General features: G+C 65.6%; 13 protein-coding genes. All 13 read right to left on the bottom strand.

What is annotated here, in order from left to right; genetic code table 11:
* Window positions 1-14: 14 nt before the first annotated feature.
* Window positions 15-782 carry an acyl-ACP--UDP-N-acetylglucosamine O-acyltransferase gene (lpxA, locus tag QC821_RS13740; protein ID WP_309722499.1) on the bottom strand — a complete coding sequence of 256 codons (768 nt, stop codon included), beginning with the start codon at window positions 780-782 and terminating at the stop codon, window positions 15-17.
* Window positions 779-1,222: a 3-hydroxyacyl-ACP dehydratase FabZ gene (fabZ, locus tag QC821_RS13735; protein ID WP_309722782.1), complete on the bottom strand. Its 444-nt coding sequence runs from the start codon at window positions 1,220-1,222 to the stop codon at window positions 779-781. Before fabZ ends, lpxA begins: the two co-directional genes overlap by 4 nt.
* 104 nt (window positions 1,223-1,326) lie before the next feature.
* Window positions 1,327-2,367 (bottom strand): UDP-3-O-(3-hydroxymyristoyl)glucosamine N-acyltransferase, encoded by a 1,041-nt coding sequence (gene lpxD, locus QC821_RS13730; RefSeq protein WP_309722496.1) that lies wholly within the window; start codon window positions 2,365-2,367, stop codon window positions 1,327-1,329.
* A gap of 52 nt (window positions 2,368-2,419) precedes the next feature.
* Window positions 2,420-2,926, bottom strand: coding sequence for an OmpH/Skp family outer membrane protein (locus QC821_RS13725; RefSeq protein ID WP_309722493.1), 507 nt, complete (start codon window positions 2,924-2,926; stop codon window positions 2,420-2,422).
* Between the two features lie 52 nt (window positions 2,927-2,978).
* A complete protein-coding gene (bamA, locus tag QC821_RS13720) occupies window positions 2,979-5,312 on the bottom strand; it encodes an outer membrane protein assembly factor BamA (RefSeq protein WP_309722491.1) in 2,334 nt (777 codons plus the stop codon).
* 109 nt (window positions 5,313-5,421) lie between these two features.
* Window positions 5,422-6,780, bottom strand: coding sequence for a sigma E protease regulator RseP (gene rseP, locus QC821_RS13715; RefSeq protein ID WP_309722489.1), 1,359 nt, complete (start codon window positions 6,778-6,780; stop codon window positions 5,422-5,424).
* Complete coding sequence (gene ispC, locus QC821_RS13710; protein ID WP_309722487.1) at window positions 6,781-7,983, bottom strand: 1-deoxy-D-xylulose-5-phosphate reductoisomerase; 1,203 nt, start codon at window positions 7,981-7,983, stop codon at window positions 6,781-6,783.
* Window positions 7,984-7,999: 16 nt separating this feature from the next.
* The gene (locus QC821_RS13705) at window positions 8,000-8,797 is read right to left on the bottom strand and encodes a phosphatidate cytidylyltransferase (RefSeq protein ID WP_309722484.1); all 798 of its coding nucleotides are present in this window, start codon (window positions 8,795-8,797) and stop codon (window positions 8,000-8,002) included.
* Entirely contained in the window at window positions 8,790-9,548 is a 759-nt protein-coding gene (uppS, locus tag QC821_RS13700; RefSeq protein ID WP_309722481.1) for a polyprenyl diphosphate synthase, read from the bottom strand. Before uppS ends, QC821_RS13705 begins: the two co-directional genes overlap by 8 nt.
* A gap of 52 nt (window positions 9,549-9,600) precedes the next feature.
* On the bottom strand, window positions 9,601-10,158 hold the full coding sequence (gene frr, locus QC821_RS13695; RefSeq protein WP_309722478.1) for a ribosome recycling factor: 558 nt from the start codon (window positions 10,156-10,158) through the stop codon (window positions 9,601-9,603).
* Window positions 10,159-10,162: 4 nt separating this feature from the next.
* The gene (gene pyrH, locus QC821_RS13690; RefSeq protein ID WP_309722475.1) at window positions 10,163-10,936 is read right to left on the bottom strand and encodes a UMP kinase; all 774 of its coding nucleotides are present in this window, start codon (window positions 10,934-10,936) and stop codon (window positions 10,163-10,165) included.
* A gap of 108 nt (window positions 10,937-11,044) precedes the next feature.
* Window positions 11,045-11,914, bottom strand: coding sequence for a translation elongation factor Ts (gene tsf, locus QC821_RS13685; protein ID WP_309722473.1), 870 nt, complete (start codon window positions 11,912-11,914; stop codon window positions 11,045-11,047).
* 127 nt (window positions 11,915-12,041) lie between these two features.
* Window positions 12,042-12,779: a 30S ribosomal protein S2 gene (gene rpsB / locus QC821_RS13680; protein ID WP_309722470.1), complete on the bottom strand. Its 738-nt coding sequence runs from the start codon at window positions 12,777-12,779 to the stop codon at window positions 12,042-12,044.
* Window positions 12,780-12,909 lie beyond the last annotated feature (130 nt).

Here is a 12,909-nt window from a genome sequence, read left to right as displayed (position 1 = left end):
GGGGCCTTGCATGCCTAGCGGGTGATGCCGCGGGTGGCCACTTCGATGGAGGCGATGAAGGTATCGACCTCCGGCAGTTCATAGCGGCGGCGGATTTCGGCGAGGGCCTGCTCGACGGTGAGCCCCTGGCGATAGACCAGCTTGTAGGATTCGCTCAGTGCATTCAGCGCTTCGCGGGAGAAGCCGCGGCGCTTGAGTCCGACAAGATTGAGACCGCGGGCCTCGGCGGGATTGCCGTTGATCATCACGAAGGCCGGGGTGTCCTTGGTGATGATCGAGCCGCCGCCGGCCATGGCGTGGGTGCCGAAGTGGCAGAACTGATGCACCGCCGAGAGCCCGCCGAGGATCGCGAAGTCGCCCAGTTTGACGTGGCCGGCCAGGGTCACCTGGTTGGCCAGGATGCAGTCGCTGCCGATCACGCAGTCGTGGCCGACATGGGCATAGGCCATGAACAGGTTGCGCGAGCCAATGGTGGTCTCGCCGCGATCCTGTGCCGTGCCGCGGTGCAGGGTTACGCCTTCACGGATGACGTTGTCGTCACCCATTACCAGGCGGGTCGGCTCGCCGGCGTACTTCTTGTCCTGGCAATCCTCGCCCACCGAGGCGAACTGGAAGATGCGCGTACGTGCGCCGAGCACGGTGGGACCCTTGACCACCACGTGGGGGCCAATCTGCGAACCGGGGCCGATCTCGACGTCGGCGCCAATCACACTGAACGGGCCGACCTCGACGTCGTCGGCGAGCCGAGCGGCGGGGTCGACGAGCGCGGTGGGATGAATCAAGCGACCTTCCTCTCGGCGCAGATGATTTCAGCCTCGCAGGCGAGTTCGTCGTCGACGCTGGCACGGCACGCGAACTTCCAGATACCGCGCTTCTCGCGCATCACCTTGGCTTCGATATGCAGCCGATCGCCGGGCATTACCGGGCGCTTGAAGCGTACATTGTCGCTGCCCACCAGGTAGTAGACATAGCCGTCGGCGGGCAGCTTGTTGACGGTCTTGAAGCCCAGGATGCCGCACGCCTGAGCCATCGCCTCGATGACCAGCACACCGGGCATGATCGGATGGTGCGGGAAATGGCCGTTGAAGAAAGGCTCGTTGATACTGACGTTCTTGTAGCCGCGGATCAGCTCGCCGAGTTCCAGTTCGGTGACGCGATCGATCAGCAGAAAGGGGTAGCGGTGAGGCAGATACTCACGAATCTCGTTGATGTCCATTACCATCGATGCGACCTCTGAAATAGCGAAACGGCTCACCTTGGTGAGCATGCAGTGGCGCGGGCGCCTCCCTGGCCGGGACAGCGATTATACCGGCAGTCTGGCGAGACTCAACGGCCGCCTTGATGCTTTTCCAGGCGCACCAGCCGCTTGGCGATGTCATCGAGCTGCTTGAAACGCACGGCATTCTTGCGCCACTGAGCGTTGCTCATGGCGCCAGTGCCGGAGGAGTAGATGCCCGGCTCGTTGATGGAATTGGTGACCAGGCTCATGCCGGTGACCTGCACGCCGTCGCAGATCGTCAGGTGGCCAGACAGGCCAACGCCGCCGCCCAACATGCAGTGCTTGCCGACCTTGGTGGAGCCGGCGATACCGACGCAGCCGGCCAGGGCGCTGTGGTCGCCGATCTGCACGTTGTGGGCGATCTGCACCTGGCTGTCGATCTTGACGTCGTTGCCGATCAGGGTATCGCCCAGCGCACCGCGATCGATGCTCGAACAGCTCCCGACTTCCACGTCGTCGCCGAGCACCACGCCGCCGAGCTGGGCAATCTTGTGCCAGCGGCTGCCGTCGTGGGCGAAGCCGAAACCGTCGCCGCCGATCACGCAGCCGCTGTGCAGGATGGCACGCTCACCGATCACCACCGCGTGGCAGACGGTGACATTGGCGTGCAGCCGTGAATCGGCGCCGATGCGACTGTCGGCGCCGACCACGCTGCCCGGCCCGATGACCGTGCGATCGCCGATCACCGCGCCGGCCTCGATCACCGCCTGGGGCCCGACCTGGACATCGGCGCCCAGCGATACGCCGGCCTCGATCACCGCCGAGTCGTGTATGCCCTGGGCGGGGCGATTGGCCAGCGGATCGAACAGCCGCGACAGCTCGGCGTAGCCGAGATAAGGGTTGTCGAGGGTCAGGCAGGCGACCGGGCACTCCCCGGCGTAGCTGGGGTGCAGCAGCACTGCTGCCGCCCGAGTGCCGGCCAGGTGCTTGAGGTAGGCCTTGTTGGCGAGAAAGCTGATCTCGTCGGGACCGGCATCGCTAAGTGTGGCCAGCCCAGCGACCTGTCGGCTGCCATCACCGACCACCTCGGCGCCCAGGCGCTCGGCGAGGTCGTACAGCGTATAGCGGTGAGAGATGGCGTCGGTCATGGAACCTGGGTCGGCTGCAGGAGGCAGGGACCCGCCCTCAACGGGCGGGTGCTCAGTTCATCGAGTCGAGGATCTCGGTGACTTCATCGGTAAGATTCATCAGATCCTGATTGGTATTGATGATGCCATTGATATCCATCAGCACGTCGATACCGTGGCGCGCCATGACTTCGTCCACGGCACGCTCCAGCTTGGGCTCGGCGTCCTGCAGGAAGGCCTGCTCGGCCTGCTGCTGAGCCTGCATGATCTGCTGACGCAGCTCGACGAACTGCTGCTCCTTCTGCTGCCCCTCCTGCATCAGCGACTGGCGCTCGCTATCGGACATCACCGCACCGTCCTGCTGCAGGCGCTCCTGAAGCCGCTGCAGCTCCTGGCCCAGCGACTGCGCTTGCTGCTGCTGGTTGCCGATCTGGCTCTCGAGCTGGCTCATCGACTGCTGGGCGGCGCGGGTTTCCATCAGCGCCTGGCGCCAATCCACCACCGCCACTTCTGCCGCCTGGGCGACCGAGGCGAACAGGCCAAGCAGCCCCAGGGAGATGACTCCCATTACCTTACGCATGACACCACTCCCCTGAAAAACATGTCGCATCTAACTCTCCATGGTACCCGGCTTAGAAGGTCTGGCCCAGCGAGAACTGGAAGAACTGGGTATCGTCGCCATCCTTGTCGTTGAGCGGCTCAGCGATACTGAAGGTCAGCGGCCCCACCGGGGTCAGCCACGACAGGCCGATACCCACACTGTAGCGCAGCTCGCTTAAATCGACGCCTGACTCGCAGCGCGACTGGTCGCCGTCGAGGACCTCGTAGCAGTCGGTCAGGAAGGTGTTGCCGGCATCGAAGAAGAAGCCGGTCTGCACCGAGCGCTGGTCTTCCATGAACGGTGTCGGGAACAGCAGCTCGGCGGAGCCTTCGACCAGCACGTTGCCGCCCAGGGTGCGGTCGTTACCGCCACCGCGCGGCGTGGTGCGCGGCCCCAGGGTGTTGCCGGTGAAGCCGCGTACCGAGCCCAAGCCGCCGGAGAAGAAGTTCTCATAGAACGGATAGGGATCGTTGCCGATGGTGTCGGCATAGCCCAGGGTGCCGCCGAACTTCAGCGACCAGTCGTTATTGAGCTCGAACAGCTGCTGGGCGCGGGCACGCAGCTTGTAGTACTCGGCGTCGCTGCCGGGCGCGGCGGTTTCCAGCGAGATGCGCTGATAGTTGCCGGCAGTCGGCATCACACCGCGATTGAGGTTGTTGCGGGTCCAGCTGGCGGTGAGCTTGAGGCTCTGGGCACCGGCGCCCTGGTCATCGACGTAGCGCACGATTTCCGAGGCGGTATCGTTGTAGGTCTGGACCGTCAGGTCTTCCACCGTGGCGCCGAAGTTGAGGCGCGCCAGCTCGTTGATCGGGTAGCCGAAGTTGATCCCCGCGCCGTAGGCGTCGGTGGAGTAGGTCGAGATATCCGAGTCTTCGTAGTCGGTCTCGCGGTAGTAGAGGTTATAACCGCGCGAGATGCCGTCCAGGGTCCAGTAGGGGTCGGTGAAGCCGAAGTTGAGGCTGGTGAAGGTGTCGCTGCGCTGGGCGCCGACGTTGACCCGGTTACCGCTGCCGAGGAAGTTGTTCTGCGACAGCGCCGCGCCGTAGATCACACCGGCGCTCTGCGAGAAGCCGACGCTGGCCGAGATCGAGCCCGAGGGCTGCTCCTCGACGTTGTAGGTCACGTCGAGCAGGTCGCTCTCGCCGGGCACCGGCTGGGTGTCGACGTCTACCTGGCGGAAGAAGCCCAGCCGCTCGAGGCGCTGGCGCGACTGGCGAATCTGGTCGGTGGAGGCCGGCGCGCCCTCCATCTGGATCATCTCGCGACGCAGCACTTCGTCTTCGGTGGTGGTATTGCCTTCGAAGTTGATGCGCCGCACATAGGCGCGCTGGCCAGAATTGACGTTGAACACCACGTCCACCGTCTCGCCGTCGGTGGACGGCTGGGGACGGGCATCGACGTTGGCAAAGGCGAAGCCCTCGGCGCCGAGGCGCGAACGCAGTGCCTCGGAGGAGGCGGTGATATCGCTGCGCGAGAAGATTTCGCCGCGCTCGGCGGTGATCAGTTCGCGGGCCTCGGACTCGGGAATTTCCATGTCGCCGGCGAAGCGAATGTTGCCGAGACGGAACTGCTGTCCCTCGTCGACGTTGACGGTGATGAAGATTTCCGACTTGTCGGGACTGATCGAGACCTGGGTCGAGGCGATATCGAAGTTCACGTAGCCGCGATCCAGGTAGTAGGAGCGCAGCCGCTCGAGGTCGCCTGACAGCGCCTCGCGAGAGTATTCATCGCGGGAGAACCAGCCGAAGAAGCGGCCCGGGCGGTCATTGAGCTCGAACTGGTCGCGCAGGGTGTCGTCGTCGAAGGCCTGGTTGCCGACGATGTTGATCTGGCGAATCGAGGCCACCGCGCCTTCGTTGATATCGACGTTGACCCGCACCCGGCTTTCGTCGATCTCGTCGACGCTGGTCTCGATGCGCGCGCTGTAGCGCCCCTGGGCCTGGTAGACCTGCTCCAGCTCGCGCTGGATCTCCTCGAGGGTGGAGAGCTGCAGCACCTGGCCCTCGGCCAGCCCTGCCTCGCTCAATCCCTCACGCAGATCTGACTCGGAGATCTGCGAGTTGCCGGTGATGCTCAGCGCAGTGATGAACGGTCGCTCGACGACCTGGATGATCAGGATATCGCCGTCGCGGGCCAGCTGGACATCGTCGAACAGACCGGTGGCGAACAGCTCGCGGGCGGCGTCGGCCAACTCGCGCTCATCGACGCGGTCACTGGTGGTGACGGGGAAGGCATTGAACACGGAGGCTGCAGAAACTCGCTGCAGGCCCTCTACGCGGATGTCGGAAACATTGAAAGAGTCTGCCAGCGCTACCTGGGCGCTGGTAAGCAGCAGCGCCGCCAATCCGATGGTCTTGAGTTTCATGCAGTCGATTCGCTCGAGTTGGTCTGCCCGCGTGTGGAACAGGCACCATATACATTTGTGCAGGGTTCTGACAAGCCGAAGGCCGCCGAACCCCGCCGCGGGTCGTGTGTCACCATAGCCGCATCAGGTCGAAATATAGCGCCATCAGCATCAGGCTGCCGACCAGTGCCACGCCGATGCGCAGCCCCATGGCCTGGACGCGCTCCGATACCGGCTTGCCGCGCACCGCTTCGACGGCATAGTAGACCAGATGGCCACCGTCGAGGATCGGAATCGGCAACAGGTTGAGGATCGCCAGGCTGATCGACAGGTAGGCCAGGAAGCTGACGAAGGTCTCCAGACCGGTGCGCGCCGAGTCGCCGGCCACCCGGGCGATGGTGATCGGCCCGGAGAGGTTGGACGGCGAGATCAGGCCGACGAACATCTTGCGAATGGCATCGACGGTGAGCAGCGACATCTCGCCGGTGCGCGACAGCGACTGCCCCACCGCGGCCAGCGGACCGTAGCGGATCTCGCGACGATACTCCTCGGGCCACTCCACCGGCTCGGCACCGGCACCGATATAGCCGATCACCACGCCATCCTCCAGCTCATTGCGCCCCGGGGTCAGCTCGACGGCGAGGGTCTCGCCGTCCCGCTCCACCTCCAGGGCCAGCGACGACTCGGGGCTGGCGCGCACCAGGTCGACGAAGTGCAGCCAATCATCCACCGCCTCGCCGTCCACCGTCAGCACCCGGTCGCCGGGCTGCAGCCCGGCCTGGCCGGCGGCCTCGCCATCCAGCACCTGGCCCAGCACCGCCGGGAACGACGGCCGCCAAGGCTCGAGCCCCAGGCTCGGCAGCGGCTGCGGCGGATCCTGACGCACCAGCCAGTTGTCCACCGGCAGCTGATAGTCGCGGGCGCTGCTGCTGCCCTCGTCGCGGGCGCTGAACGACAGCGCACCGCTGTGGCCGATGGCCGCCACCAGCTTGAGGTTGATCTCGTCCCAGGAGCGCACGCTGTCTCCCTGCACGGCGACGATCTCCTGGCCGGGGCTGAGCCCGCCCTGCTCCGCCGGCGAGCCCGGGGCCACGCTGCCCACCACCGGTGCCACCGTGGTGGTGCCGACGACGAACATCAGCCAGTAGGCGACGATCGCCAGCAGGAAGTTGGCCAGCGGACCGGCGGCAACGATGGCGATGCGCTGCCACACCGTCTTGCGGTTGAAGGCCTGGTCCTGCTCGGCAGGATCCACCGGGCCCTCGCGCTCGTCGAGCATCTTGACATAGCCGCCCAGCGGGATCGCCGCCACGGCAAATTCGGTGCCGTGGCGATCGACCCGCGACCACAGCGGCTTGCCGAAGCCCACCGAGAAGCGCAGCACCTTGACGCCGCAGCGCCGCGCCACCCAGAAGTGGCCATATTCATGGAAGGTGATCAGCACGCCGAGAACCACGATCACCGCCAGGATGTTCTGTATCACGCCCATCTAGATCGTCTCCTCGAGCATCCGCACCAGGATTGCCTGGGCGGCCTGTCGCGCCTGGCGATCCTCGTCGAGGATCGTCGCCAGTTCATCTGCCGGCAGCACCGGACGAGCGTCACGCACCCTCGCCACCAGCTCGGCGATAGCGGCAAACGGCAGCCGGCCGGCGAGAAAGGCATCCACCGCCACCTCGTTGGCCGCATTGAGCACCGCCGGCGCCGTGCCGCCAGCGGCCATCGCCTCGCGGGCCAGGCGCAGGCAGGGGAAGGCCGTCTCGTCCGGCGCCTGGAAGTCGAGCCGCGCCACCTGGAACAGGTCGAGCGGCCCCACGCCGGCGTCGATGCGCTGTGGCCAGGCTAGCCCGTAGGCGATCGGCGTGCGCATGTCGGGATTACCCAGCTGGGCGATCACCGAGCCGTCGCTGTAGGCGGCCATGGAGTGGATAACGCTCTGCGGGTGGACCACCACCTGCACCTGCTCGGGCCGCGCATCGAACAGCCAGCACGCCTCGATCAGCTCGAGCCCCTTGTTCATCAGCGTCGCGCTATCCACCGAGATCTTGCGACCCATCGACCAGTTGGGATGAGCGCAGGCCTGGGCCGGGGTCACCTCGGCCAGCTGCGCCGGCGTCCAGCCCAGGAAGGGCCCGCCGGACGCGGTCAACAGCAGCTGGGTGACGCCGTGGCGCGAGAGCCCGCCGCGGTGCTCAGCGGGTAGACACTGGTAGATGGCATTGTGTTCGGAATCGATCGGCAGCAGGGTCGCGCCGTGGGTCGCCACGGCGTCCATGAACAGCGCCCCGCTCATCACCAGCGCCTCCTTGTTGGCCAGCAGCACGCGCTTGCCGGCGCGCACCGCGGCCAGCGTCGGCAGCAGCCCGGCGGCGCCGACGATGGCTGCCATCACCACGTCGACCTCACTGGCCTCGGCGACCTCGACCAGCGCCGCCTCGCCGGCCCGCGCCTGGGTGTCGAGCCCCGCCGCGGCCAGCCGCTCGCGCAGCCAGACGGCATCGGCCTCATGGGCCAGCACGGCCACCGCTGGATGATGCCGCTGGCACAGCGCCAGCAGCGCCTCCCGGGAGGTGTGGGCGGTCAGGGCGTGGAGGCGGTAGCGATCGGGATGACGAGCGATGACATCCAGGGTGCTGGTGCCGATCGAGCCGGTGGCCCCCAGCACGCTGACGCACTGCACGGCGTCGCTCATGGCAACCACGCGCGGCTCACAGCCAGCCGCCGAGCAGCGCAAACCACGGCACCGCCGCGGTCAGGCTGTCGATGCGGTCGAGCACGCCGCCGTGGCCGGGCAGCAGGGCGCTGGAGTCCTTGATGCCGCGGTGGCGCTTGAGCATGCTCTCGAGCAGGTCGCCGAGCACCGAGATCAGCGTCACCAGCCAGGTAATCGCCACCAGCGCCAGCACCTGGACAAGGCCCAGCGACTGCCAGAATGCAAACAGCAGCGCCAGCAGGGTGGTCGCGGCCAGGCCGCCGGCCACGCCCTCCCAGGTCTTGCCCGGGCTGACCCGCGGCGCCAGCTTGCGACGACCGAAGGCGCGGCCGGCAAAGTAGGCGCCGGTATCGGCACACCACACCAGCAGCAGCACGAACAGCAGCCACACGGCGCCGCTGTCGCGCAGGGCAATGAAGCCGACCCAGCACGGCAGCAGCACCCAGAGCCCCATGGCCAGGCGCCGCGGCGCGGCCTGCCACTGCCCCCCCTTGTCGGGGTAGTGGACGATCCAGTAGAGGTTGGCCAGCCAGCCAAGCACGCCGAGCCATAGCACCCAGGTCGCCTGTACGGCGCCCGTCAGCCACAGCACCAGCATCAGCAGCGCCATGCCGGCGACGCCGAGCAGACGCTGGCGCTGGCCTTCGAGGCCGGCCAGGTTGACCCACTCCCAGCTCGCCAGCAGCACGATCAGCGCCGTGAACAGCGCAAAGGCCCCACCGTCGAGCCAGAACAGCCCCAGCAGGACCAGCGGCGCCAGCCACAGGGCGGTAATGATGCGCTGTTTAAGCATGCTGCGCCTCGACCTGTTCATCGGTCATGCCAAAGCGCCGCAGGCGACCGCGGTACGCATCCAGAGCCTGGTCGAAGGCGGCGCCGTCGAAATCGGGCCACAGGAGCGGAGTGAAGTAGAATTCGGCGTAGGCCAGCTGCCAGAGCAGGAAATTGGAGATACGCTGCTCGCCGCTGGTGCGAATGCACAGGTCCACCGGCGGCGACCCGGCCAGGCACACCTGACTGCCCAGGGCGGCCTCGTCGACCTGGGCGGCGCGCAGCTCACCGGCCTCGACGCGCTCGGCTAGGCGTCGCGCAGCCCGCGCCAGGTCCCACTGGCCACCGTAGTTGGCGGCAATGACCAGGTGCAGGCCGCGGTTGTCGCGGGTCAGCGCCTCGGCGCGTTCGATATGTTGCTGAATCGCCGCCGAGAAACCGTTGCGGTCGCCAATCACCGAGAGCCGAATATCGTGCTCGTGGAGCTTCTTGACCTCACGCTTGAGGGCCCACAGGAACAGCTCCATCAGTGCGCTGACCTCATCGGCGGGCCGCCGCCAGTTCTCGCTGGAGAAGGCAAACAGGGTCAGCATCTCGATGCGCCGCTCGGCGGCACGGCGGATCACCGCACGCACCGACTCGACGCCGGCGCGGTGACCGCGCACGCCGGAGAAGCCGCGGGCACGCGCCCAGCGATTGTTGCCATCCATGATCACCGCCACGTGGCGTGGCAGACCATCACGGCACTCTTGTGAAGACAGCGTTGAGGTCATGGGGTCTCGCATCGGGAGAGGAGGTGGGGCGGGCGCGAGGCCCGCCAGCCGATCAGACCTGCATCAGGTCGTGTTCCTTGGCTTCCAGCAGGCTGTCGATCTCGCCGATGTACTTGTCGGTGAGCTTCTGGATCATATCCTCGCCCTTGTGCTGCTCATCCTCGGAGATATCCTTGTCCTTGAGCAGCGACTTGAGATCACCGTTGGCGTCGCGCCGCACGTTGCGCACCGCCACGCGGGCGTGCTCCGCCTCGCTGCGCGCCTGCTTGATATAGCCCTTGCGCGTCTCTTCGGTGAGCATCGGCATCGGCACGCGGATCACGCTGCCGGCGGTGGAGGGATTCAGCCCCAGGTCGGCGGTCATGATCGCCTTCTCGACCTTGGGCACCATGTCCTTCTCCCAGGGCGATACGCTCAGGGTGCGGGCGTCCTCGACGTTGACGCTGGCGACCTGGTTGATCGGCACCTGGCCGCCGTAGTACTCCACCATCACCGCATCGAGAATGCTGGTATGGGCACGCCCGGTACGAATCTTGTGGAAGTTGGCCTGCAGCGCCTCGAGGCTCTTCTTCATGCGAGACTCGGCGTCTTTCTGAATATCGTTGATCACGTCATTACCCTCTGTCTATCAGCGTGCCTTCCTTGCCGCCCACCACAAGGTTGAGCAGGGCACCGGGCTTGTTCATGTCGAATACGCGAACCGGCATGTCATGGTCCCGCACCAGGCAAATGGCGGTCAAATCCATGACCCCCAGCTTCTGATCGAGCACCTCGTCATAGGTCAGGTGCTCATATTTCACCGCGTCGGCGTGCTTGACCGGATCCTTGTCGTAGACCCCGTCGACCTTGGTGGCCTTGACCACCACGTCGGCGTCGATCTCGATACCGCGCAGGCAGGCCGCCGAGTCGGTGGTGAAGAAGGGGTTGCCGGTCCCGGCGGAGAACAATACCACGTCCCCGGAGGTGAGGTAGCGAATCCCGGTGCGGCGGTCGTAGTGCTCCACTACCCCGCTCATGGGAATCGCCGACATCACCCGCGAGCGGATGTTCGAACGCTCCAGCGCATCGCGCATGGCCAGGGCATTCATCACCGTGGCCAGCATGCCCATATGGTCGCCGGTGACACGGTCCATGCCCGCCTCGTTGAGCGCCGCACCGCGGAACAGGTTGCCGCCGCCGACCACGATACCAACCTGGACCCCGATCCCTACCAGTTGGCCGATCTCCAGCGCCATGCGATCCAGCACCTGCGGATCGATACCGAACTCGTGCTCGCCCATCAGGGCTTCGCCGGACAGCTTGAGAAGAATGCGCTTGTACTTCGACTTGGCACCGCGCTCAGGCTTGGTGCCGCGCTCGGCGCTCTGGGAATCGTGGCTCGTGGGCATGGAAGCTCTCCTGGTGGCTATGCGGGCGGGCATGGCTGGCATGCACCAGCCGGATACGCGAAGGCGTGCGCTTGCGCGCACGCCAACACGTGTCGATGGAGTCAGACCTCAGCTGCGGCGAGCCTGTTCCATTACTTCCTTGGCGAAGTCGACCTCTTCCTTCTCGATCCCCTCACCCACTTCAAAGCGCGTGAAGCCGACCACCTCACCGCCGGCGCTCTTGACGAACTCGGCGACGGACTGGTTGGGATCCTTGACGAACGGCTGCTCGGTCAGGCTGTTCTCGGCCAGGTACTTCTTGAGGCGGCCCTGCACCATCTTCTCGGCGATCTGCTCGGGCTTGCCGGCCATGTCAGGCTGGGCCAGGATGATGGCCTTTTCCTGATCGAGCTGCTCCTGGGGCATGTTCTCGGGCAGTGCCACGGCCGGATTGATGGCGGCGACGTGCATGGCAACGTCCTTGGCTACCTCGGCGTTGGCACCCTTGAGCACGGTCAGCACGCCGATGCGGCCGCCGTGGACGTACTCGCCCACCAGATTGCCGGCGCCAGCCTCAACCAGCACCGCACGACGCACGCTGATGTTCTCGCCGATCTTCTGCACCAGCTGCTCGCGGATGGCTTCCATGTCGCCGGCCATCAGTGCGGCCACGTCGTCGCTCTTGGCCTCGAACAGGGCGTTGACGACCTGGTCGGCAAAGCCCTTGAAGTTGTCGTCACGGGCGACGAAGTCGGTTTCGGAGTTGATCTCGACCATTACGCCGTAGCTGCCGTCGGCGGCCACGCGGGTCACCACGGCGCCTTCCGCGGCGGTACGACCGGCCTTCTTGGCGGCCTTGAGACCAGAGTTCTTGCGCAGGTCCTCGATCGCCTGCTCGATGTCACCACCGGCTTCGGTGAGGGCCTTCTTGCACTCCATCATGCCGAGCCCGGTACGCTCGCGCAGTTCCTTGACCTGAGAGGCGCTGATAGCTGCCATGATAATAACCTCTGAAATTGGTTCGACGTCGGTACGCGGATCTCCCGCGCAGCGGGAAAAAAGGGGGCCGAAGCCCCCCTTCTCGCCTGCTCATCGCACTCACGGCGCGGCAGCAGGCGCAGCGGTATTACTCGGCGGTTTCGCTGGCGTCGGCGTCCGAGACTTCAACGAATTCGTCGGGACGACCTTCCTTGGCGCGACCGCAGGCATCGGCGATGGCCTTGACGTAGATCTGGATGGCGCGGATGGAGTCATCGTTGCCAGGGATCACGTAGTCGACGCCGTCCGGGTCGGAGTTGGTGTCGACCACCCCGATCACCGGGATACCCAGCTTGTTGGCCTCGTTGATGGCAATCCGCTCGTGGTCGACGTCGATCACGAACAGCGCATCGGGCAGACCGCCCATCTCCTTGATGCCGCCCACCGAACGCTCGAGCTTGTCCTGCTCGCGGGTGGCCATCAGGACTTCCTTCTTGGTCAGCTTCTCGAAGGTGCCATCTTCGTGCATCGCCTCGAGCTCACGCAGACGCTTGATCGACTGACGAATGGTCTTGTAGTTGGTCAGCATGCCGCCCAACCAGCGATGGTTGACGAACGGCTGACCGACGCGATTCGCCTCTTCCTTGATGATCTTGCTGGCGGAACGCTTGGTGCCGACGAACAGGATCTTGTTGTTGGAAGCGGCCATCTTCTCGACCACGCCGATGGCGTCGTTCAGCGCCGGCAGGGTGTGCTCGAGGTTGATGATGTGAATCTTGTTGCGCGCGCCGAAGATGAACTTGCTCATCTTCGGGTTCCAGTACTTGGTCTGGTGACCGAAGTGGGCGCCTGCCTTGAGCAGGTCACGCATATTGACGTGTGCCATGGATGACTCCTGATAAATCGGGTTAGGCCTCCATGCACCCCATGGATCCGACCAGCGCACTCGCGTGACGCAGGCACCCGGGACCATGTGACGGTGCATGTGTGATTTAGGCGTTCATTACGCCCCCCGC

The sequence above is a fragment of the Franzmannia qiaohouensis genome (assembly GCF_031451695.1).
Lineage (GTDB): Bacteria > Pseudomonadota > Gammaproteobacteria > Pseudomonadales > Halomonadaceae > Franzmannia > Franzmannia qiaohouensis.
This window is presented reverse-complemented; position numbering and strand designations above follow the sequence as displayed.